The 21,243-nt window shown below is 52.0% G+C and carries 23 protein-coding genes; 6 read left to right on the top strand and 17 right to left on the bottom strand.

Annotated features, from left to right (window positions below; all coding sequences use genetic code 11):
• Positions 1-17 precede the first annotated feature (17 nt).
• The 8 genes from JNE38_RS05715 to JNE38_RS05680 form a co-directional block, all read right to left on the bottom strand.
• Positions 18-686 (bottom strand): methionine ABC transporter permease, encoded by a 669-nt coding sequence (locus tag JNE38_RS05715; RefSeq protein ID WP_203355646.1) that lies wholly within the window; start codon positions 684-686, stop codon positions 18-20.
• Positions 683-1,468, bottom strand: a complete 786-nt coding sequence (locus JNE38_RS05710) for a methionine ABC transporter ATP-binding protein (protein ID WP_203355645.1) — start codon at positions 1,466-1,468, stop codon at positions 683-685. The genes JNE38_RS05715 and JNE38_RS05710 overlap by 4 nt, the downstream gene beginning before the upstream one ends.
• 4 nt (positions 1,469-1,472) lie before the next feature.
• Positions 1,473-2,630 carry an amidohydrolase gene (locus tag JNE38_RS05705; protein WP_203355644.1) on the bottom strand — a complete coding sequence of 386 codons (1,158 nt, stop codon included), beginning with the start codon at positions 2,628-2,630 and terminating at the stop codon, positions 1,473-1,475.
• Positions 2,631-2,661: 31 nt separating this feature from the next.
• Entirely contained in the window at positions 2,662-4,017 is a 1,356-nt protein-coding gene (locus JNE38_RS05700) for an LLM class flavin-dependent oxidoreductase (protein WP_203355643.1), read from the bottom strand.
• Between the two features lie 31 nt (positions 4,018-4,048).
• Positions 4,049-4,888 (bottom strand): MetQ/NlpA family ABC transporter substrate-binding protein, encoded by an 840-nt coding sequence (locus JNE38_RS05695; protein WP_203355642.1) that lies wholly within the window; start codon positions 4,886-4,888, stop codon positions 4,049-4,051.
• A 39-nt stretch (positions 4,889-4,927) separates the two neighbouring features.
• Positions 4,928-5,578, bottom strand: a complete 651-nt coding sequence (locus tag JNE38_RS05690) for a methionine ABC transporter permease (protein ID WP_203355641.1) — start codon at positions 5,576-5,578, stop codon at positions 4,928-4,930.
• Positions 5,579-6,598: a methionine ABC transporter ATP-binding protein gene (locus tag JNE38_RS05685; RefSeq protein ID WP_203357428.1), complete on the bottom strand. Its 1,020-nt coding sequence runs from the start codon at positions 6,596-6,598 to the stop codon at positions 5,579-5,581.
• Between the two features lie 100 nt (positions 6,599-6,698).
• Complete coding sequence (locus tag JNE38_RS05680) at positions 6,699-6,956, bottom strand: glutaredoxin family protein (RefSeq protein WP_203355640.1); 258 nt, start codon at positions 6,954-6,956, stop codon at positions 6,699-6,701.
• A 366-nt stretch (positions 6,957-7,322) separates the two neighbouring features.
• Here JNE38_RS05680 and JNE38_RS05675 point away from each other — a divergent pair, with 366 nt between their 5' ends.
• Positions 7,323-8,339 (top strand): LLM class flavin-dependent oxidoreductase, encoded by a 1,017-nt coding sequence (locus tag JNE38_RS05675; protein WP_203355639.1) that lies wholly within the window; start codon positions 7,323-7,325, stop codon positions 8,337-8,339.
• Positions 8,340-8,415: 76 nt separating this feature from the next.
• Here JNE38_RS05675 and JNE38_RS05670 read toward each other — a convergent pair whose 3' ends face one another.
• Entirely contained in the window at positions 8,416-9,756 is a 1,341-nt protein-coding gene (locus JNE38_RS05670) for an LLM class flavin-dependent oxidoreductase (RefSeq protein ID WP_203355638.1), read from the bottom strand.
• 554 nt (positions 9,757-10,310) lie between these two features.
• On the opposite strand from JNE38_RS05670, the gene JNE38_RS05665 reads away from it, so the two are divergent.
• Positions 10,311-10,577: a KTSC domain-containing protein gene (locus JNE38_RS05665; RefSeq protein ID WP_203355637.1), complete on the top strand. Its 267-nt coding sequence runs from the start codon at positions 10,311-10,313 to the stop codon at positions 10,575-10,577.
• Between the two features lie 80 nt (positions 10,578-10,657).
• Here the strand turns inward: JNE38_RS05665 and JNE38_RS05660 are convergent, their stop codons facing one another.
• The 4 genes from JNE38_RS05660 to JNE38_RS05645 all read right to left on the bottom strand — a co-directional run bounded on the left by JNE38_RS05660 (position 10,658) and on the right by JNE38_RS05645 (position 13,795).
• Positions 10,658-11,404, bottom strand: coding sequence for an amino acid ABC transporter ATP-binding protein (locus JNE38_RS05660; protein ID WP_275296685.1), 747 nt, complete (start codon positions 11,402-11,404; stop codon positions 10,658-10,660).
• A 15-nt stretch (positions 11,405-11,419) separates the two neighbouring features.
• Complete coding sequence (locus tag JNE38_RS05655; RefSeq protein ID WP_203355636.1) at positions 11,420-12,079, bottom strand: amino acid ABC transporter permease; 660 nt, start codon at positions 12,077-12,079, stop codon at positions 11,420-11,422.
• A gap of 93 nt (positions 12,080-12,172) precedes the next feature.
• Entirely contained in the window at positions 12,173-12,949 is a 777-nt protein-coding gene (locus JNE38_RS05650) for an amino acid ABC transporter substrate-binding protein (RefSeq protein WP_203355635.1), read from the bottom strand.
• A gap of 138 nt (positions 12,950-13,087) precedes the next feature.
• Positions 13,088-13,795, bottom strand: coding sequence for a DNA alkylation repair protein (locus tag JNE38_RS05645; RefSeq protein ID WP_203355634.1), 708 nt, complete (start codon positions 13,793-13,795; stop codon positions 13,088-13,090).
• Positions 13,796-14,024: 229 nt separating this feature from the next.
• On the opposite strand from JNE38_RS05645, the gene JNE38_RS05640 reads away from it, so the two are divergent.
• A complete protein-coding gene (locus JNE38_RS05640; RefSeq protein ID WP_203355633.1) occupies positions 14,025-15,365 on the top strand; it encodes an ArsB/NhaD family transporter in 1,341 nt (446 codons plus the stop codon).
• 93 nt (positions 15,366-15,458) lie between these two features.
• Here JNE38_RS05640 and JNE38_RS05635 read toward each other — a convergent pair whose 3' ends face one another.
• Positions 15,459-16,619, bottom strand: coding sequence for an MFS transporter (locus tag JNE38_RS05635; protein WP_203355632.1), 1,161 nt, complete (start codon positions 16,617-16,619; stop codon positions 15,459-15,461).
• 117 nt (positions 16,620-16,736) lie between these two features.
• Between JNE38_RS05635 and JNE38_RS05630 the strand changes: the two genes are divergently transcribed.
• Complete coding sequence (locus JNE38_RS05630; RefSeq protein WP_203355631.1) at positions 16,737-17,618, top strand: LysR family transcriptional regulator; 882 nt, start codon at positions 16,737-16,739, stop codon at positions 17,616-17,618.
• Positions 17,619-17,844: 226 nt separating this feature from the next.
• Here JNE38_RS05630 and JNE38_RS05625 read toward each other — a convergent pair whose 3' ends face one another.
• Both JNE38_RS05625 and JNE38_RS05620 read right to left on the bottom strand, forming a co-directional pair.
• Positions 17,845-18,015 (bottom strand): hypothetical protein, encoded by a 171-nt coding sequence (locus JNE38_RS05625; protein ID WP_203355630.1) that lies wholly within the window; start codon positions 18,013-18,015, stop codon positions 17,845-17,847.
• Positions 18,016-18,086: 71 nt separating this feature from the next.
• A complete protein-coding gene (locus tag JNE38_RS05620) occupies positions 18,087-18,722 on the bottom strand; it encodes a DUF2306 domain-containing protein (RefSeq protein ID WP_203355629.1) in 636 nt (211 codons plus the stop codon).
• A gap of 199 nt (positions 18,723-18,921) precedes the next feature.
• Here JNE38_RS05620 and JNE38_RS05615 point away from each other — a divergent pair, with 199 nt between their 5' ends.
• Together JNE38_RS05615 and JNE38_RS05610 are read left to right on the top strand one after the other, a co-directional pair.
• On the top strand, positions 18,922-19,611 hold the full coding sequence (locus JNE38_RS05615; RefSeq protein ID WP_203355628.1) for a response regulator transcription factor: 690 nt from the start codon (positions 18,922-18,924) through the stop codon (positions 19,609-19,611).
• On the top strand, positions 19,608-20,678 hold the full coding sequence (locus tag JNE38_RS05610; protein WP_203355627.1) for a sensor histidine kinase: 1,071 nt from the start codon (positions 19,608-19,610) through the stop codon (positions 20,676-20,678). Before JNE38_RS05615 ends, JNE38_RS05610 begins: the two co-directional genes overlap by 4 nt.
• A 186-nt stretch (positions 20,679-20,864) precedes the next feature.
• Here the strand turns inward: JNE38_RS05610 and JNE38_RS05605 are convergent, their stop codons facing one another.
• Positions 20,865-21,155, bottom strand: coding sequence for a YiaA/YiaB family inner membrane protein (locus JNE38_RS05605; RefSeq protein WP_203355626.1), 291 nt, complete (start codon positions 21,153-21,155; stop codon positions 20,865-20,867).
• Positions 21,156-21,243 lie beyond the last annotated feature (88 nt).

Genomic DNA, 21,243 nt, shown 5'->3' with positions numbered 1-21,243 from the left:
ATCTTTGTTCTCTCTTTTCACTCAAACTTGTACCGTTTTTTGTTGATTGATTTGGCGATGGAATCCCCCGTCCATTGAATGACCTGAACGAGCAGGATGATCAAAATGACGGTCGCGATCAGGACATCCTCCCGGAAGCGCTGGTAGCCGAAGCGGATCGCCAGGCTGCCGAGACCTCCCGCACCGATCGCACCTGCTACTGCCGTGAATTCCGTGATGCCGATGATCCCGATCGTGATCCCGCGGACGAGCGCTGGCAACGCTTCGGGAATCAGCACGCGAAAAATGATGGTAGCCGGAGTCGCTCCTACTGCTTTTGCCGCTTCGATTTTCCCCGCGCTCACTTCCTTGAGCGAGTTTTCGATGATGCGCCCGAGAAAGGGGGCTGCGCCAATCGAAAGGGACACAATGGCCGCAGTCGGTCCCAATGAAGTCCCTACGATCAGCCGTGACAGCGGCAGCAGCAGGACGATCAAAATAATTAACGGTAGAGATCGGACGCCATTGATGACTGTTCCGATCGCCTTGTTCAGCCTGGGAGCCTCCAGGATGCCGCCCTTTTCCGTGACCACGAGCGTGACCCCGAGAATGATTCCGATCGCCAGGGCAAACAGCGACGACCAGAACACCATGTAGAGCGTCTCCAGCAGTCCCTCCCAGAGCAGCTCGAGCAGATCGTCTCTCATATGCCCGCCCCCACTCCTTCCATCACATTCCGCCTATCCCGGTAATGATCGATAATGCTGACAAAGCGTCTCGCCGTATCGCTCTCCGGCCGCAGGAAAAACTTTTCCACGGCACCGGTCTCGACGATTCTCCCTTTTTCCAGAACGGCCATGTTGTTGCAAATGTGCTGCAGCACGTCCAGCTCATGGGTGATCAGCACGATCGTCAGGTTCAGCTGGCGGTTGATATCCTTGAGAAGCTCCAGGATGGAGTACGTCGTCTGCGGATCAAGCGCGGAGGTCGCCTCATCGCTGAGCAAAAGTTCCGGCTCGTTCACCAATGCCCGGGCGATGCCCACCCGCTGTTTTTGTCCGCCGCTCAGCTGAAACGGATAGACATTTGCCTTGTCGCCCAGCTGGACGAGATCGAGTATCTCTCGTACCCGCTGCTGAATGTAGCGTTTGGGAAGCCCCGCCACCTCCAAGGGAAAGGCCACGTTTTGAAAAACCGTCTTGGCGTCGAGCAGGTTGAACTGCTGAAAAATCATCCCGATCTTTTGGCGGGCCTGCCGCAGCTCCTTCTCGCTCAGATTCGTCACCACTTTTCCCCCGATCTCGATTCTGCCCGAGTCCGGCTCCTCCAGTCTGTTGAGGCAGCGGATCAGTGTGGATTTCCCAGCCCCGCTAAAGCCGATAATGCCGAAAATGTCTCCCTTTTCGATGTGCAGATCGATGTCCTGCAAAACAGTGATGACGCCCTTTGCCGACTTGTACGTTTTGTTCAGCTTGTGAATGCCAACCATCCGCTCACCCCTTCTCCGATGCAGCGATCGCCGCTTCCGCCAAATACAACGCGCTCTGCCGCAACGCGGAATCGTCCAAGGTAAAGCCGGGATGATGCCATTCCCTGATGCCGGAAGTGCCGATAAAGACAAATGATCCGGGAATGCTCTTTTGGTAGTAGGCGAAATCTTCTCCGGCAGGGGATGGCATCGGTGTGACGACCTGCAGGCCTGCCTTGCCTGCAGCGGCAATCGAGAGCTGCGTCAACGCTTCGTCATTGTTCACAGGTGGCGGACCCTCGAACCACCGCAGGCTGATTTTGGCGCCATACGCTGCGGTGACGCCTTCGATAATTCGCCGAAAGTGTCCCGGTATGCTGGCTCGCACCTCTTCCTGGAAGGTGCGCACCGTGCCGCCCAGTACGACTTTGTCCGGAAGCACGTTCCAGGCCGTTCCCCCGTGAATGCTGGTCACGCTTACGACGGCATTGTGCAGCGGGCTGATGTTGCGGCTGACGATTGTCTGCAGGGAGGTGACAATCTGAGCCGCTGCCACGATCGGATCGATCCCAGCTTCCGGTATGGCCGCATGTGTGCCCACTCCTTCGACCTCGATATCAAAGCCATCTACCGCAGCCATGAGCGCCCCAGCTCGGATGCCAACCGTTCCTACCGGAAGATCGGGCTTATTGTGCAGCCCGAAAATGGCCTGCACGTCTCGCAGCGCACCGCTCTCCACGATCTGCCTCGCACCCGTTCCCTTTTCCTCTGCTGGCTGGAAAATAAATCGCACCGTGCCTTTTAGCCGCTCCTCCTGGGACTTCAGCAGGTAAGCAGCACCAAGAACTGCCGCTGTATGAAAGTCATGGCCGCAGGCATGCATCTTTCCGGCAATTCGGGACGCGTACGGCAGGCCCGTCTCTTCCTGAATCGGCAGCGCGTCAATATCCGCTCGCAAGGCGATGGTGGGGCCATCTTCCCTGCCGCTCACCTCGGCCACTACCCCTGTTTGCAGTGGAACGCCGAGGATGCGAATCCCCGCTTCTTCCAGCCACCCCCGAATGGCACGAGTGGTCTGAACCTCTTCGTAGGCGATCTCCGGGTACTGATGCAGATGCCGGCGAATGTGGATCAGTTGCGGGGTAAGTTGCGCCGCGAGTCCTTCTAATGCCGGGTTGCCCATTCGTCGCTCTCTCCTTCCTTCGCCCTCGTATTCATGCTTCTACATTGGTCAATACCTGGCTGTTTGCAGCAAAGCGATTGACCGGCTTGCGCAGTCCCAGATGATCGCGCAGCGTGTCGCCTTCATAATCGAGGCGATACAGGCCCCGCTCCTGCAAAATGGGAACCACCTTATCTACAAAATCCTCCAGCCCTTGCGGAAGAATCGGTGCGACAAACATAAATCCGTCAGCAGCTCCTTCGGTAAACCATTTCTCCAGGACATCCGCTATCTGCTCTGGCGTACCCACGAGCTCCCGGTTCACGCCCCCCTCGAGCAGGGCGTACAGCTCGCGCAAGGTCGGGTTTTCTTTTTGAATCAGCTCCGTCATCCGTTCAAAGTGGCTCTGGATGCCGTTGTCGGGAGGAAATTCCACCTCCGCGGCAGGAGTGTCCAGCGTATATTTGCTGAAATCGACTTTGCCCAGATAGCCGGACAGGAACCGCAAGCCTTGCTCCGGCAGCAGCAGGTCATGCAGCTGGCGATTGATCGCTTCCGCTTCTTCCTTTGAATCCGCCACGATCGGGGAAATGCCTTGCAAAATATGCAGCTGGTCTGGCGTGCGCCCAAAGTCTGCCAGCTTTCCTTTCAAGCTTTTGTAGAACGCCTTTGCTTTCTCGAAATCCTTGACGTGCGAGAAGACGACTTCTGCCGTTCTCGCCGCCAGCCGCTGCCCCGGCTCGGATGCTCCCGCCTGGACGATGACGGGCTGACCCTGTCTCGACCGGCCGATATTGAGAGGGCCTTGCACCGAGTAGTACTGGCCTTTGTAATGCAGCCGATGCAGTTTTTGCGGATCGAAATACACGCCGGATTCCTTATCCTGGACGAAAGCATCATCCTCCCAGGAGTCCCACAAGCCCTGCACGACATCGATGAACTCTTCGGCCTGCTTGTAGCGTTCGTCGTGCTCCACGTGGGACTGACGGCTGAAGTTGCGACCCGTCTCGCCCGTAGCGTCGCCAGTCGTGACCATATTCCAGCCGGCGCGGCCATTGCTGATGTGGTCGACGGAAGCAAAGAGCCTTGCCAAATTGTAAGGCTCATGATAGGTCGTGGAAGCTGTCGCCACGAGCCCGATCTTGGAGGTCGCACCTGCCAGTGCAGCCAGCAAGGTCGTCGGCTCAAAGCGATTCAAAATATTCGGGTGGGAGTCTTCATTGACGGCCAGACTGTCAGCGATGAAGGCAATGTCAAACTTTCCCCGTTCGGCCGTCTGCGCCATCTTTTTGTAAAACTCCAGGTCGATGCTGGCATTTCGCTGCGCGCTGGGCAGACGCCAGGATGCGACGTGGATTCCCGTGCCCACCAGATAGGCGGAAAAATGGATTTGTCTCTTTTGCGCCATCAAATTTCCTCCTTGGGTTTGCCCCCCATCGTTACTTGCTCGCATACGCGCTCTTGAAGTTCTTTAGCTCCTCTACCGTCACTTGCGTTGGAATGTAATTGCCTTGATAGGTCTTGGTGATAAAGTCTGAGACTTCCTTCGATTGATAGACTTGGACCAGCTTCTTCAGGTCTTCCTTGTTCTCGTTTTGCTTGGTGGTCGCGATGACGTTGATATACGGCTTCGCTGTCTGGCTTTCATGGAAAATGGAGTCCTTCAAAAAGAATCCGGCTTCGACTGCAACTCCGTTATTGATGATGGAAGCAGCCACGTCCTTCATCACACGCGGTGTGGTCGCGCCATCCACGGGAACGATTTCGAGATTTTTCGGGTTCTCCTTGATTTTATCCGCCCCGCCAAAGCCGTCGAAATTGTCGACGACCTTGATCAGACCCGCTTCCTGCAGGAGCACCAGGGAGCGTCCCCAGTTGGAATCGTCATTGGGAACCGCGATTTTGGCGTGATCCGGTATTTCTTCGATTTTCTTGAACTTATCCGAGTAAATCCCCAGCGGTGCGATGATCGTCGAGCCCACCGGCACGATGTCCGAGTTGTTCTTCTGATTGAATTGATCGAGGAAAGCGACGTGCTGGAACGCATTGGCATCAATGTCGCCTTCGAGCAGCACCGTATTTGGATTCACATTGGCATTAAACTGAACCAGCTCGATATTCAGCCCCTGCTTTTGCGCCTGTTCCTTTACGAATTCCCACGTCCTGCTTTCAGAGCCGCGGATGCCGACTTTCAGCGCTTTGGAATCCTCTGTTTTCGCGCAGCCAGCAGCCAGGCTCGCGAAGAGGAACAGTGATAGAAAAATGGCAAATTTCTTCATGGATGTCTCTCCTGTCTATTATCCTTGGGGATTTCAGCGTTATTTTCTGCGGATTTTTCGCGCCAGCCTGTTGCCCAGCGACTGGATGCCCTGCACGAACACGATCAGTACGATGACCGTCGCGACGATGGTAATCGTACTGAAGCGTTGATAGCCGTACGTGATCGCCAGGTCCCCGATTCCGCCACCGCCGACTGCCCCAGCCATCGCAGTCGCGCCGATCAGACCGATCGTGGCGGTCGTGATCGAGAGCACGAGGGAGCCGAGCGTTTCCGGAATCAAAAAGCGGAAGATGATCTGCACGGGCGTCGCCCCCATCGACTCTGCGGCCTCGATGATGCCAGCATTCACTTCCAGCAGCGAGTTCTCTACCAGACGGGCGATGTATGGACCCGTGTAGATGACGAGCGGCACGATCGCAGCGGTGGTGCCGATGGATGTCCCCACGATCAGACGCGTTAACGGTATGATCGCCACCAGTAAAATGATGAATGGGACGGAACGAAAAACATTGATGATGGGATTCAATACGGAAAAGATGGCCTGGTTCTCCAAGATATGGCCTTTGCGCGTGACGACCAGCAAGATCCCCAGCGGCAAACCAATGATCGTGGCGAAGATCAGGGAGACTCCCACCATGTACAAAGTCTGGTAAACAGCTTGCAGCATTTGATCAGAGCTGACTTCCATCTACAAAATCTCCTTCACTGACACATTTTGCTGCCGAAGGTACTGGTACGCCCGGACCACATCGCCTTCATTGCCCCCCAGCTCCACGATGTAGTTCCCAAAGGGCACGCCCTGCAGCTCCGTGATGTTTCCAAACAGAATGCGGACCTCCGCCTGGAACCGTTTGGCCAGCTGAGAGATGATCTGCTGCCCGGTGTTTTCGCCCACGAAATGGATCTGGAAGAGGCGCGATTTCCCTCTCACGGCATCCAAAGCCTGATACACACTGGGTGGAATGTCGTCCCGGATGACGGATTTGACAAAATTGCGTGCCACCTCCGTCTGGGGATGGGCGAACAGCTCAAGTACATTGCCTTGCTCCACCACTGTCCCCTGCTCCATGACAGCGACCCGATTGCAGATCTCCTTGATCACATTCATTTCATGCGTGATCATGAGAATCGTGATGTTGTATTCCTTGTTCACTCTTCTCAGCAGCTGCAGGATCGAATCCGTCGTCTGCGGGTCGAGCGCCGAAGTGGCCTCATCGCAGAGCAGAATGGAGGGATTGGTCGCCAGAGCGCGGGCGATACCGACCCGTTGCTTTTGCCCCCCCGATAATTCATCGGGAAAGCTCTTTGCCTTATCAGAGAGACCTACGAATGACAGCAGCTCGGCTACACGCTCCTGTACGACCTTTTTCGGGGTCTGGCTCAGCACGAGCGGCATGGCGACATTCTCAAAAACGGTCTTTGACTCGAGCAGGTTGAACTGCTGAAAGATCATCCCGATGCTTTTCTTGACGCTTCGCAGCTCGCGGACAGACAAGGCAGCGAGGTCCCTGCCGTCTACGATGACTTTCCCCGCGGTTGGCCGCTCTAGGAGATTCACTGTGCGCAGAAGTGTGCTCTTTCCCGCTCCGGAGAAGCCGATGACCCCAAAGATGTCTCCTTTTTCTACGGTCAATGTCACGCCTTTGAGCGCATGGATCGTCTTTCCGCCACTCTCAAATGTCTTTTCCACGTGCAAAAGCTCGATCATTCTCTCTTTTGGCACACGCTCCATGTCCTCTTGCCGAAGGGAATTCTCTGTCTGTGCAAGCACGCTCGATTGGGTTCCCACTGCGTATCCTCCTCGGCTCTCATTTATTGGTTAGAAAGGATGCCAGACGATCCAGCTCTGTGTGGAGCAGCGCTTCGTACTTGCCTTCTCTACCGATCTCCACGACCGGGATCAGGCGCGTTCCATACTTGACCTCGAGCACATCGCGCAGAACGTCTCTGCCCTCCACATCGATCCACTCATACGGGTGGTTGTGCGCCTCCAGGACGGCTTTTGCCTTCTCACAAAACGAGCACCCATTTCTTCCCCACAACACGACTTTTTGCTGCACAGCCATATGCTTCTCCTCCATCTCCCTACCGTACGCCCGCCTTCAAAAAACAAAGAGACCCCCACTTCCCCATTCCGAAAAGAATGAAGGCAAGCAGAAGTCTCCAGTGGTCTGGTCGACGATATATTTAAATTCTGATCTGATTACTCGGTATTTTATCTCTTGATTTTGTATCCGTCAACCTTCTTTTTCTTGGACTTGATCGGATAAATGTCGTTGACAATCGTCTGTGCGACCGATAAAATCCTAGTAAACAACTAAGAAATAAAGAATTTAATATCGCCCAATTTGCTGACTGGACATACCAGAAGCCTCTTAGAAGCTGCTAAGGGGCTTTTTGCGTACATTTTTACGATTAGGGGGAAATATACGGTGGCGCTAACACTTAGTATCTTGGACCAGACTCCCATACAAAACGGGGAGTCGGCCGCACGAGCCTTTTCGCATACGATTGAGCTGGTCAAAATCGCGGAGAGACTCGGGTACCATCGCTTCTGGGTATCCGAGCACCACGACCTGGATCATGTGGTCGGTTCCTCTCCGGAAGTGCTCATCTCACATCTGCTGGCAAAAACCGAGCGCATCCGGATCGGCTCAGGAGGAGTCATGCTCCAGCATTACAGTCCTTATAAAGTAGCGGAAAACTTCCACGTTCTCGCCTCGCTCGCCCCGGGTAGGGTCGATCTGGGCATCGGCAGGGCTCCAGGGGGGCTTCCCCTCTCTACACGGGCCTTGCAGCAGGGGGACGCAACATCGGCTCCTTCCCTCGAAGAAAAGCTCGTGGAGCTGGAGAAATTCCTGCACAACAACCTGGAGCCCGAGCATGCGCTTCATGGATTAAAGGCGATTCCGATTCCTCCGCAGCCTGCCGACCTCTACCTGCTGGGCACGAGTGTATCGAGTGCGGAGCTGGCCGCTGCACGGGGCGTTCCTTACGTCTTTGCCCAGTTTATCAACAGCGATGAAGCAGTCAGCTTGGAGGCAATCAGCACGTACCGCCAGAAATTCGCCCCCGGCTCGCTGCAGAAGCCCCAGGCGATTCTCGCCCTTTCCGTGATCGTGTCCGACACCGACGAGGATGCCAGAGGGCTGGCGTCAGAAAACGAACTGGTCAAGATTCACTTGGCGAGCGGAAAGACGATCACGGTGAACAGTCTGAAAAAGGCAGAAGAATACGGGAAGCACTCGGCCGAAGCCTTTACCATCGAAGTGAAGGAAGCCAACATCATCTTTGGCTCCAAAGAAACCGTGCGCGCGAAGCTGCTCGATATCCAACGCACGTATCAGGTGGATGAAGTCATCATCACGACGCCCGTCAAAGACTTTCAGAAACGAGTCCATTCGTATGAGCTGCTCGTCGAGGCGTTCTCGGAATCGCCCGTCCTGTAAAAAGCCCCCCATAAAAAGAAGCTGTCCCTCGTGCTCCGTGCCGGGACAGCTTTTTCTATATGCCAGGCGGCACATCCTATACGAGTGCCTGATTCGTCTTCGCCGCATACCGATTAGCCGGGATGGAGAGGCCCAGATTGCCGCGCAGCGTATCCGCCTCATACTCGGTCCGGAAAACACCTCGCTCCTGCAAAATCGGAACGACCAGATCAATAAAGTCATTCAAGGCATAGGGAATGCTTGAGCTGACAATGAAGCCGTCGGCACCACGCTCTACGAACCATTCCTGTACGAGATTCGCTACCGTCTCTGGCGTTCCCATGAACAAGGGTCGAGGCGTCGTCTCCTGGAGCGCTACCTGACGAAGGGTCAGATTGTCCTTTTGGGCATCACGCTTGATACGATCTGTGGTGCTTTGAAAGCTGTTCCTGCCCACATCCCCCAGATCGGGAAAAGGCGCGTCGAGTTCGTACACGGAAAAATCGTGGTGATCGTAATACCTGCCCAGGTAAGCCAAGGCTTGGTCGATGGATACCAGATTCGCGAGCTCCTGATACTTTTGCTCGGCCTCCTCCTCCGTCCGTCCGATTATCGGTGCGATGCCCGGCATGATGATGACCTCATCCGGATTGCGTCCCGCAGCAGCCGCCCTGTTTTTTACGTCCTCATAAAACTGCTTGGCGTCAGACAAGGTCAGATGTCCGGTGAAAATCGCGTCCGCCCACGTAGCGGCAAAGCTCTTGCCAGCTTCCGAAGCCCCCGCCTGAAAGATCACTGGCTGTCCTTGCCTGGAGCGTCCGATGTTGAGGGGACCTTGCACTGAGAAAAACTCGCCTTTGTGATTCAGCGTGTGCATTTTATTGGGATCAAAGAACACCCCCGTTTCTTTATCCCGCACAAAGGCATCATCTTCCCACGAGTCCCACAGCCCTTTTGCAACCTCCAGATACTCGGTGGCAATGCGGTAGCGCTTGGCATGATCCGGATGCTCCTCGATCGACTTGCTATAATTCAGCGCGGAGCCCTCCAATGGTGATGTCACGACGTTCCATCCTGCTCGGCCGCCACTGATGTGATCGAGAGAAGAGAGCTGACGCGAGACGGTGAACGGCTCGCTGTACGAGGTGGACACCGTCCCTACGAGGCCGACACGCGAGGTCACCGCAGCGAGCGCCGACAGGATGGTCAGAGGCTCAAACCGGTTCAGGAAATGGGGAATGGATTTCTCATTGATGAACAACCCGTCAGCGATAAATACGAAATCAAACTTGCCTCCTTCTGCCTTCTGCGCCTGTGATGTGTAAAAGCCAAAGTCAATACTGGCATCCGTCTGAGCCAGCGGATGTCTCCAGCCCGCGATGTGACCGCCGACTCCATGGATAAAGGCACCGAGCTTTACTTGTCTGGTAGTAGCCATTGCATGATTCCTCCTGTTATTGGACATCCAGGCATCCTTACCTGTACAAAAAAGGCTCCCTCACGTTTGCGTCTGCAAGTAAGGGAGCCTTCAGCTGTCTGATCGGCTTGTTATGCAATCAGTTTAATAACGAAATTCCTATAGGTCAAGTGAGAATTACAAAGTTGAGGTGTTTAAAAAGGAGCGAATTCAATTCGGAATATTACCACTATCGGTTTATTGACAAAATCATAATAGGTAATATAGACTTATTTCGACAAAATCACCCATTAGTCGTCAAGCACTACGAACCATTTCGTGCTCGCTTCCACCACGAAACCAGGACCTAAGAACTAAAGCGACAGCGAATCTAAGAAACACGTCCTAGATGTCTTTTTTTACAGGAGGCTCTGCATGTTCTCTACTATTCCGAATGTCGCACTCAACGCAGTTCTTTTCGCTCATCTTTCTGTCGGTGTGTTCTTTTTGTATTCTGAATACAAATTTTTGAGTAAAATAAAGAACTCAAAGAAATAATTCTGCTTCCAAGAATACGCAAAAGGAGTCCGCATGAAGTGAGATCTTTCATTCGCCAGCTAGTTTCACGGCCTGCTCCTGACGAGCAGGAGCCCTCTTACAAAAAACTCGATTCTCGTCTGATCCGTTCCACTCGATACGATCTGAGATCCCAGCGCTTGTACATACGATTTTTGGACGGACGTGAAACGGTTTATTGCCGTGTCTCCCCCTATGCCTACAATGCCTTTTTAAACGCTGATTCGTTCAGTGACCACTTCTATTCTTTCATCCATATGAGATACCTCAACTATCCCGTCATGTAGGGCTAGTCGCGGCTCCTCCCCTGCTCCCCCGAGGAGTCGCCTCCTAGAAAAAAAACTCCGGCTACACACATAGCCGAAGTCTATTTCAACGCTTTCTGCAAAAATGCTTTCGTCCGCTCAAACCGCGGATTGGTGAACATCAGATCCGGCGTCCCCGCCTCGATGAACTCTCCGTTATCCATGAACATGACCTTGTTCGCTACTTCCCGCGCAAATCCCATTTCATGCGTCACGACCATCATCGTCATCCGTTCTTGTGCGAGCTGCTTGATGACCTGCAAGACTTCCCCTGTGAGCTCTGGATCGAGCGCCGATGTCGGTTCATCAAACAACAAAATATCAGGGTCCATCATCAAAGCCCTGGCGATGGCCACGCGCTGTTTTTGCCCTCCAGAAAGCCTCGCAGGATAGTGATCCGCTTTATCGGACAAGCCTACTTTCGCAAGCAGCTCCGCACTTTTGCGCTGAACTTCCTCTGCAGACTCACCTTTTACGACGCGAGGAGCCAGCTCCAAATTTTCTTTTACGGTCAAATGAGGAAACAGGTTGAAATGCTGAAACACCATGCCCATCTTGGAGGTGATCTCCTTGATCTTCTGTGGGCTCGCGTACACGCCGTCGCGCACGAGATCTTGATCCTGCACGCGGATGCTGCCTCCGTTTACTTGCTCCAAATAGACAAGGCTTCTGAGCATCGTGCTCTTTCCCGAGCCTGAGGGGCCGATGACAGCTACCACATCGTTCTTGTTTACTTCAAAGCTGACATTTTTCAATACTTCCAACGTGCCAAATGATTTTTTCATCTGGTTTACTTGAATGATTGCCATAGCGCGCCAATCCTTTTATTCATATTTAAATCGTTTTTCCAACCACTTAAAGAACAACGTCAACAAAAGAGTCATGACCAGATAGATGACGCCTGCGATGAAAAACGGAACGATCGTAAAGTCGCGGTTCACCGCTGTCTGTGCGTAGTGGAGCAGCTCTGGAACCGCTACCGCATACAGCAATGCCGTATCCTTTACCAGCGTAATGGACTCGTTGGAGACCGCTGGCAATGCTACGCGAAACATTTGCGGCAAGATAATCTTGGTCGTGGTCTGCCACTTGCCAAAGCCCAAAACTTGGGCAGCTTCGTACTGACCTTTGTCGATCGCCAGCAAGCCGCCCCGAAAAATCTCGGCAAAATACGCGGCATAATTGAGGACAAATCCGATGCACGCCGCCACAAAACGATCAAACACCAGATATTCACCCACAACAGGCAGCAGCGGAAGCCCGAAGCAAATAAACAGCAATTGCAAAAGCAGCGGTGTTCCGCGCATGACATAAACGTACGTGTGCGCGATCCATGCCACCGCTTTGATGCTGCTTTTCGCCATGAGTGTGATGAGAAAGCCCAGCGGAATGGACAGCACGATGGCCACGAGAAACAGCAATACTGTCATCTGTGCGCCTTCCAGCATCGGCTTGGTAATAGTGAGGATATAATCTGCGCTCATACTCGTATGCTCCTAGTCCAAAGTCTAACCGAAAATAAAAATGCGGCTCCGCCGGATGTGCGGCGAAGCCTCGATAAACGATTGCTTACCCGTTTACTTCAATACCCGATTCTCGCCAAACCATTTTTCCGAGATCTTAGCAGCTGTTCCATCCTGGTTCATGGTGTCCAGTGCTTTTTGCAGGTCATTTCGCAGCGCTTCGTTGCCTTTTTTCACGCCAATCCCGTATTCTTCTGGCGCGAGAGACTCGTCCAGCTGCTTGAACGTACCTTTGTCCTTCGCCATGTAATAATCGGCTACGATCTTGTCGATGACCACTGCGTCCACGCGTCCGATTTTCAAGTCGCTCAATGCGAGTACATTGTCAGGGAACTCTGTGATGGTTTTGATATTGTTTTTGATAGGACTCGCGTCCAAAGCGTCTGCAGCAGAGGAAAGCTTTTGCAGACCCACATTTTTACCGGACAGATCATCCAGCTTCGTAATAGGCGAATTCGCTGCAGTCACGATCACTTGTGCATTCTTCAAATAAGGCTTGGTGAACAAAACCTTTTGCTTGCGCTCATCCGTAATTGTATATCCATTCCAGATCAAATCGATCCGGCCACTGTTCAATTCAGATTCCTTGGAGCTCCAGTCGATGGTTTGGAAAACGACTTCTTTCCCCATCTTTTCCCCAGCCGCTCGCGCATAGTCAATATCGAAGCCGACGATTTCATTTTTTTCATCGCGGAAGCCCATTGGTGCAAATTTGTCATCAATTCCGATGATCAACTGGTTGCTGCTGGCGCCGGTATGGGTATTGGAGCATCCGACTACGAGTGACAGCATGGCGGTAAGTAAGATAGAAATAGCTGCAAATCTTTTCATGATGATCCCCCTAAGACCTATTGTTTACTATGGTAAAGTGGTAATACGTTAACAAGGTCTCATGATAGCACATCCTCTGAAAAGAGTCGAGGAAGTTTAGCAAATTTAAACATTACAATCAATTCCAAGGGGATGACCCTAGCAAATACAGGTCTTTCTCTTTTGACCGACCTTGCCTCGTTCTTCTACTTTCTTGATATATTCCGTAGCCGATGGGACCTTGCAAGCTGTCTCCCCCATGTCCACACGTACCGTCCCTATGTTCGCTGCCACATCCTGAGCCTCCTGATGAAGGGCAAGCACGTAAGTCCCCACCGAAATCACAAATTGATTCATCGTGTACCGTACCCGATTTCTTTCCTCGTGGATCGTACCCTTGATCAGCGTGAGCAGCTCTTTGATTTCTTGCAGATCCAAGCGCTCATCGGGAGTAATAGACAGGTAGTTGGAGTATGTGTTCCAGCCGCATGTAGCTACCGTGTCTTCTTTAGACTGTATCCATTCTCGCGCGAGCTCCAGGGCATGATCACTTTCAGCAGCGACGCTGGCCACCGTGTATTCCGCCAGCATGTACCAGTACGCTTTTTTCACCCAGGCCTGCAGATCCTCTTTTGTCATGCTCTTTGAATCCACAGTCAGCCCCGCTAAGTACATCGCATCGTGATTGCCTGTCTCATATAACGCGCGTGCCAGCTGCTGGTCCCGTTTCACTTCTTTCACTAGCTTTTTCATGTCCCCAATTCGAACGCCATAAATGGGTTCCTTGGCTCCATGCCGCATAAAGGTCTTCTTCGTCTGCTCCGTTCCCATCTCCGCGAGCTTCTTCAGCACTTCTTCAACCGTCATTTCCCGATGCCCTCCATTTTTCGCATTACTGTGAGAATAAACCATGGATGCCTAGGCTGCCACTGGACGAACGACTCCTGATAATCGTGGAAGATTTAGAAAAAGGGTACAAGTTTAGGTCAATTCGATGAAGGATTACGTATTGATACAGTAGGATTCGTCAGGGACAAGTGAAAGGACTGTAAATTAGCGATGTTTACTATACGAAAACAAAGGAGTGACGCCAAAGATGTCTGAGCTCATGGTCCCTCTGACCATTATGTCATTCCTGTGCACCATCCTCTTCATCTTTTGGCGGCCTCACGTAAACGAAGCGATACCTGCCTCAGTGGGAGCCTTTTTTGTCTTTATCAGTGGCAGCGTGTCTTTTGGCGATCTGTTAACCATCACCGAGACCATCGGTGGAGCAGCTATCACCATCATCGCCACCATTGTCATGGCGATTGTATTGGAGAGCTTTGGATTCTTTCACTGGACTGCTGAAAACTTGGCAGCGAAATCAAAAGGATCCGGGATTCGCCTCTTCTGGTACACCAACCTGCTTTGCTTTTTGATGACCCTGTTCGTGAATAACGATGGCAGCATCCTCATTACCACACCGATCCTGCTGCTCCTGCTCCAAAAATTAGGGTTGAAAAATCACGAGAAGATCCCTTATTTGCTCAGCGGAGCCTTGATCGCCACCGCATCCAGCGCACCGATCGGGGTAAGCAATATCGTGAATCTGATCGCGTTGAAAATTGTAAACATGGACCTCTACATGCACACGGCCATGATGTTTGTTCCAGCTACACTTGGACTGGTTCTGCTTGCCCTGCTGCTGTACGCCTACTTTTACCGCGTACTGCCTCGTCAACTCCCTACCAATCGACTCACCCTCTCTTCGAAGTACAGCCATCCTCTGAAAGGTGACTCTTCTCCCATCCCGAGAGAGAAGCGAACAAAGTTCATGGGCTACCTGTTATTTTTCGTGTTAGCTGTTCGTGCGAGCCTTTTCATCGCCTCCTACATTCATTTTCCCGTTCCAGCCATGGCAGTGATCGGTTCCTTCTTTCTCCTCGGCTGGCGCTGGGTCTATCTGAAAATATCACCGGCTGATATGCTAAAGAAAACTCCTTGGCATATTCTCATTTTCGCCTTCAGCATGTACGTGATCATTTACGGCTTGCACAATATCGGATTGACGCAGTGGCTGATTCAATTTTTCCAACCCATCGTTTCCGGAAGTTTGACACAAGCCAGTGTCATGATGGGACTCCTCGTTTCCATCCTGTCCAATCTCTTCAACAACCATCCCGCCCTGATGGTGGGAACGCTTACTCTGACGAACATGGGACTCGATCCACTCACGCTCAAAATCGCTTATCTGGCGAGTGTCATCGGCAGCGACATCGGCTCCCTCCTTCTGCCGATGGGAACACTGGCAACCCTTCTTTGGATGCACATCTTAAAAAAGGGGAAAGTGAAGATTACGTGGGGAGAATACCTGAGAGTCACGACGATCGTCATCCCCATTACCGTTCTGTTTACGCTGGTTATCCTGGCTTACTGGGTTTCCTGGCTCTTTTAACCAAGCACTCGTATAAGGCCATGTTCTTTGGGACATCAAAAAATCCCCTAGGACATGGCCTAAGGGATTTTCGGGCGGCTACCGGTCAGCACATTAACACGCACGGTCGACTTCGCGTTTCTTTTCCATATTCCATACAGCTGCAAGCAATGCCACGATCGTCAGCATGATAACCAGCAGGGCGGGAGTGTAGCTGCTGCTGTCAAACACATCTGTCGTGAGACCGACGAGCAGAGGTCCAGTGGCCCCTATGATAAAACCGCCGAATTGCATTTGTGCCGACCACGAAGTCGCCTCCTCTGCGCTGCGTGCCTCTCCCAACGGAATCAATAGAGCGAGTGGAAACAGACCTCCTGCGCCGATCCCTAGAAAAATCGTCGCGATCCAAGGAGAAGCATGCCCCAATAGCAAAGTCACTCCTACGAGCTCCGATACCCCACAGAGCAGCAACCACTTCTTTCGTTTTCCGGTTTTTCCGACGAGAATGGGCAAGAGAAAGCTGACGGGAATCTGAATCACGGTAAATAAGGTGAGAATCATGCCAGATTGTGAATCGCTCATCCCCATGGATTTGGCGATAGGCGCCAGCCAGGCCGTTACCGAGTAAAAAATAGCGGCCATGCATCCAAAGAACATCATAAATCCGTAGACACGCGGATTGGTGATCCGCATCATAGGCGCAGTCATCGCAACCGGCTCCCTCTTGCCTGTTACGAGAAGAGGCAGCACCAGCAAGGCTGCGATACCGGCCAATACACTCCAAAAGCTCAGGGCCTGCTGCCAGGAATCGTTCATCCAGGTGTACAACGGGATGGAAAAGCTCGTGGCGACTGCAGCACCGATGACCATGGAGACGGAGTACACACTCGTGACACTCAGCTTGTCTGGAAAATACTTTTTGATGAATCCAGAGAGGAGCGGCCCCGCAACCCCGATGCCTATTCCCGAAAAGAGAGAAGTAGCCAGCAAGAGCAGGCTGCTGGAGAGGAAGCCTCGAAGGAATGTGGCTGCGAAGATCAAAAGCATGGCGATGAATAAGGACTTTTCGATGCCCAGGCGATTGCTCCATTGGATCGAGAGAAGAGAAAAAATCCCCATGCAAAAAACGGGGAGAGTCGTAAGCAAACTGGCTGTAACCCCGCTCATTCCCAAATCTGTCTGGATCACATCCAATAATGGTCCTACAGATGTAATAGACGGTCGCAGGTTAAGGGACATAAAGAAAATAATGGCTACGAGATATAAAAAACGCACTTGTACAACCTCCTTTCATTTGCGCTTTTTTTAGTTTAGGATGGTTGTAAATATAGCTCAATACTATTTTTTCTATATAAATGATAGTTTGCAGCTATCATTAAAGGGGATGATACCATGGAGCTTCGACAATTGCAGTATTTCATCACGCTCTGTAACGAGCTTCATTTTTCCGAAGCGGCTTATAAGCTGGGCATCTCCCAGCCCACATTGAGTCAACAAATCCGTGTCTTGGAAGACGCGGTAGGCGTGCCCTTGTTTGATCGGATCGGAAAAAAGACAGTCAAGACCGAGGCGGGAGTGATTCTCGAACGCTACGCACTGGAGATTTTCCAAAAGCTCGAAAATGCCAAGAGCGCCATCAGCGATCTAACCGAACTTCATGCTGGTCACCTGCGGGTAGCCGTATTAGGATCCGATCTGGATTATCGGCTAACCCCGCTGCTCGTCGATTTTCATAAAGAATTTCCCCATACGAGAGTCCAGGTGATCTCCTCCATCGAAATTGCGGAAATGGTCCTCGACAATGAAGTCGACCTTGGAGTAGGCTTGTCCTTAAAACCAGACAGCCGTCTGCAGCGAATCCCATTTTATACGGAATCCTACAGCCTGTATGTGGATGATGGACATGCACTAGCCGATCGGGAATATGTGGAAGCGCAGGATTTGGTCGGCATTCCATTCGTCATGTACCCGAAAGGCTTTTATGGACGTCAGTTACTCGATTCCTGGTGCACGGAGCAAGAAATATCCATCCAAACGATCATGGAGACAGGGTCCGCCACTTCTTTGCTGCAGCTCGTAAAAGAAGGAGTCGGTGCCACCATTCAACCCAGCCGCTTGATCGACAGCTTCCAATCCCTGCGAATTCGAGCCATCCCGATCACGAACTCACCGATTCGCGAGCTTGCGATCATCCATCGAAACGATAAATATATGGGCAGGGCCGCACAGGCTTTCATGAAGAGACTCGAGCAATCGTTTCATCCTTCCGTCTAATCTAATCTCCTATTCTGCTATCAAAAAAGCACCCCGCTCTGTCATTGGATTTTCCAAAATGACGGATGGAGTGCTTCTATGAAAATATCATGGGGCAAAAAAAAACCTCGACATCGCGAGGGCTGAAAAAGGTTGTTAACAGTGTAGTAATCAGTATGGCCCATTTTCAGCCGTTTTATGCAGGCGATTACGCCCAAGACGCAAACGCCGCTCGTATCACGTCCTGCTATTTTCCCTCTAACAGATATTGATCCTTCTGTTTTTCGACGGTTTCTTCGGTCAATGCAACCGTCTGCAATACCTGACTCATGAGCTCTTCTTTTTCACTTTCTTCACTTTTCAATGGGGCTGGCTGTTGCTTGGGGGTAAGCAGGGAATCGGCTATTTTTTTCTTCATGACTGCCTCCGATGGTCACTTTTTCGTTAGTCTGCACCATGGAGGGAACAGGCATGCATGGAAGGTGCCTTTCAATGTTCACGGTAATTGGCCTCCATCCGAAATAGCACCTCTGGAGCAATGATCAAAAGCGCGATCGAGCTGTAAAGTCCCAGCGTGTAGCTGGTCACGTAATCGAGGCCGATCATCTGGTGAAACACCAAGGTGAGGAGATGAATCAGCATATTCGTAAAACAAAAGGCATAGCTCCGAATCATCCACCGACGATGCAAAGGAATCCGTTTCTTCAGGATGTGGACTAGCGCTGTGGCTGTCATGACTAGCCATAGGATATTGAGCAGGTTAAAGCCTATGCTGCTCATTTTTCCTCCCGTTGCGTAGGGTGCCATGTAACCAGAAGTCAGCACCGCAAACAACACGGACGTTACATAAACGTAGCCATTCACACGATGAAAACTGCGGCGCTTCTCATAGCTGCGAGTTGAAAAATTGATCAGCCCCGATGCCATCGCGATGCAGGCGAACCCGACGTGTATGTACATGACCGTTAACCAGATTCGAGGCTTCAGTTCACGACCTGGGCTCGTCTTATGACTGAGAAACATCTCTGCGCCAGGATCAATGACGACATTGTTGATCAAGACATAGAGCACGTAAATCAAGCTGACACACACGAGCAGCTTGTAGATGAATGGACGTCGATCCATGCTTCCCTCTCCCATTTCTATGCGTTTATTCGCTTCACTAAAAGGAAGGATAGCAAGGAAATCTCTCAAACGAATCACCAAAATGGTTACAAAACGATAAACAAACCATCACAGAATGCGTGAAATACGCAAGGTTCGCAGAGGAGATGGTAAGATGTAGTCGGTAAGGGTAAATCCTCTGAATGAAGGCGGGATCTACGTGAATGAAAGACCTACGATCTTGGTCGTGGACGATGACCAGAGCATCGTTGAACTATTGAGAGACTTCTTGGAAAATGATCATTTTCAGGTCGTAACGGCGAATGACGCGACGCAAGCATGGTCGGCATTCAAACAGAACACGGTTCACTGCATCATCCTCGACATCATGATGCCGGGACAAAACGGGTTTGATTTCTGCAGGCGTGTTCGGACGGAGTGCAGCGTTCCCATCCTGTTTTTGAGTGCCCGCAGCGATGATGTGGACAAGATTCGCGGGCTGACGCTCGGCGGCGATGATTATATCGTCAAAACCGCTTCGGCAGGCGAGATCGTTGCCCGCGTAAAGGCTGTTTTACGACGTACCGGACGGCAGCAAAAGAATCCGGGCAGAGTGTTGGACTATGGCCGCATCAAGCTCGACTTGTCCACGAGAGAAGTATTCGTCGAAGGAACGAGTGTCTCGCTCACGCCGAAAGAATACGAATTGCTGCGATTGTTTGCGGAGCATCCGAGACAGGTGTTTACCTACGCTCAATTGCTCGCCAGGTTCTGGGACGGCGTCGGGGACAAGCATACGATTCGCGTCCATCTGAGCCGCCTCCGCGACAAGATCGAGAGCAATCCGGAGCAGCCCCAATATTTGACGAACGTATGGGGCGTCGGTTACCGCTTCGAGGGGGTAACATGAAGAAGCTCCGTATTCGTACTTATGGCTTGCTCAGCTTGGTGCTCCTTTTGCAGCTGCCATGGATATTCTTTGTGGCGGCCCTTTTCATCACGACCCAATCGCTCGAGATCGGAGCGGACCGGCACAATTCCTACTTGGTTCCCATGGCAGCGGCATTCGTCGGACTGCTGCTCGCTTTCTTTATCGTAGGCGTTCAAATGCGAAGGCTCCTGCTCACGCCGCTTGAGACGATGAGCCAGTCAGCGCGGCAAATTGCTGCAGGTGATTTGGACGTGCAGCTCCCCCAGTCGACCATCAAGGAGATCGCCGAGGTTCGAGATGGGTTTGAAGTCATGGTGAATGGACTTCAAAGCTCCCACCGAAAGCAAGCGGAGCTGGAGGAGCAACGACGATTCGTCATCGCTGCCGTAGCCCATGACTTACGGACACCGTTATTTGCCTTACGCGGTTATTTGGACGGACTCGAGCAGGGAATTGCAAGAACGCCGGATCAGGTCGCAAAGTATGTTGCCGTTTGCAAGGAAAAATCGGCGCAATTGGACCGATTGGTCGAGGATCTCTTCACCTATACGAAGATGGAATACCTGGCGGCGGAGCGAGTCGAGAATCGGGTAGACCTGAAAAGAATGATCCAAACATCGATCGACAGCCTGGAGCCGCAAGCGCAGCAGAAGCACATCTCGATGGTCGTCCTTTTCGAGCCCGATGACTGTGTGACTCGAGGTGATGCCCACTTATTGGAGCGCGCGATGAGCAATTTGCTGGATAATGCCGTGCGGTACACACCGATGCATGGCAACATTCTCATTCAATGTCGACGGGAAGAAGCCCGAGTGACGTTCACTGTCCACGATTCGGGGCCGGGCTTTACGCCAGAAGAGCTGAAGCATATCTTTGAACCTCTCTACAGGGGGGAGCAATCGAGAAATCGTGATACGGGAGGTGCCGGATTGGGACTGACCATATCACAGAGAATCATCCGGCAGCATGGAGGCGAGCTTACGGCAAGCAACCACCCGGACGGAGGCGCATTCCTGTCAGGCTGGCTTCCTGCTGATACCCAATAATGAGTCCAGACAAGATAAAACGAGGGATACCCCAACGGGTCTCCCTCGTATGTTTTCCTCTCCACCGTTATGATTTCGGTCATCGTTTTGCCCGCGGCCCTGATCAGAAAAGCCCAAGATCTGGATGCCAGGTGTGGAGCTTCATCGTGCAGCACGTTTCTTATGTAGCATCCGCCATTTGAACGTCTATTTATTTATCGTTTCCTTTTCCGCTTTGGACACCTTCATATTAAATTCGCGTTCCTGCTCTTCTATAATCGCCTTGTCCTCATCATTGTCCCTCACCACTTTTTGTGTCAAAATCGCCCCGACCGCCACAAGCAGCATGCATGCGATATAATACCCCTTTTCATTCAGCTCCATGTTCGATGCATTGTAAAGACCGATGGAAAATAACAGGATCCCTGCACCCAAGGTGAAATAGGCGAGGAAAGTAAAGGCCGGTGTATTTCGCCTGCGATGTTTTTGCGGATACATCGTAAGCCTCCTTCAGATCGTTTTCCTATATTTTATGATTTTACCAATTTTTATACAACATCCCTTTTTCGACCAATAAAAATAAACA

The organism is Brevibacillus choshinensis (assembly GCF_016811915.1).
GTDB lineage: Bacteria > Bacillota > Bacilli > Brevibacillales > Brevibacillaceae > Brevibacillus > Brevibacillus choshinensis_A.
The sequence above is the reverse complement of the archived record's forward strand: the minus strand, read 5'-3'. Positions and strand labels throughout refer to the sequence as shown.

Coding starts and splice junctions, on each gene's coding strand:
- JNE38_RS05715 (WP_203355646.1), bottom strand. CDS start 686: ATGAGAGACGATCTGCTCGAGCTGCTCTGGGAGGGACTGCTGGAGACG.
- JNE38_RS05710 (WP_203355645.1), bottom strand. CDS start 1,468: ATGGTTGGCATTCACAAGCTGAACAAAACGTACAAGTCGGCAAAGGGC.
- JNE38_RS05705 (WP_203355644.1), bottom strand. CDS start 2,630: ATGGGCAACCCGGCATTAGAAGGACTCGCGGCGCAACTTACCCCGCAA.
- JNE38_RS05700 (WP_203355643.1), bottom strand. CDS start 4,017: ATGGCGCAAAAGAGACAAATCCATTTTTCCGCCTATCTGGTGGGCACG.
- JNE38_RS05695 (WP_203355642.1), bottom strand. CDS start 4,888: ATGAAGAAATTTGCCATTTTTCTATCACTGTTCCTCTTCGCGAGCCTG.
- JNE38_RS05690 (WP_203355641.1), bottom strand. CDS start 5,578: ATGGAAGTCAGCTCTGATCAAATGCTGCAAGCTGTTTACCAGACTTTG.
- JNE38_RS05685 (WP_203357428.1), bottom strand. CDS start 6,598: ATGATCGAGCTTTTGCACGTGGAAAAGACATTTGAGAGTGGCGGAAAG.
- JNE38_RS05680 (WP_203355640.1), bottom strand. CDS start 6,956: ATGGCTGTGCAGCAAAAAGTCGTGTTGTGGGGAAGAAATGGGTGCTCG.
- JNE38_RS05670 (WP_203355638.1), bottom strand. CDS start 9,756: ATGGCTACTACCAGACAAGTAAAGCTCGGTGCCTTTATCCATGGAGTC.
- JNE38_RS05660 (WP_275296685.1), bottom strand. CDS start 11,404: ATGGCAATCATTCAAGTAAACCAGATGAAAAAATCATTTGGCACGTTG.
- JNE38_RS05655 (WP_203355636.1), bottom strand. CDS start 12,079: ATGAGCGCAGATTATATCCTCACTATTACCAAGCCGATGCTGGAAGGC.
- JNE38_RS05650 (WP_203355635.1), bottom strand. CDS start 12,949: ATGAAAAGATTTGCAGCTATTTCTATCTTACTTACCGCCATGCTGTCA.
- JNE38_RS05645 (WP_203355634.1), bottom strand. CDS start 13,795: ATGACGGTTGAAGAAGTGCTGAAGAAGCTCGCGGAGATGGGAACGGAG.
- JNE38_RS05640 (WP_203355633.1), top strand. CDS start 14,025: ATGTCTGAGCTCATGGTCCCTCTGACCATTATGTCATTCCTGTGCACC.
- JNE38_RS05630 (WP_203355631.1), top strand. CDS start 16,737: ATGGAGCTTCGACAATTGCAGTATTTCATCACGCTCTGTAACGAGCTT.
- JNE38_RS05625 (WP_203355630.1), bottom strand. CDS start 18,015: ATGAAGAAAAAAATAGCCGATTCCCTGCTTACCCCCAAGCAACAGCCA.
- JNE38_RS05620 (WP_203355629.1), bottom strand. CDS start 18,722: ATGGATCGACGTCCATTCATCTACAAGCTGCTCGTGTGTGTCAGCTTG.
- JNE38_RS05610 (WP_203355627.1), top strand. CDS start 19,608: ATGAAGAAGCTCCGTATTCGTACTTATGGCTTGCTCAGCTTGGTGCTC.
- JNE38_RS05605 (WP_203355626.1), bottom strand. CDS start 21,155: ATGTATCCGCAAAAACATCGCAGGCGAAATACACCGGCCTTTACTTTC.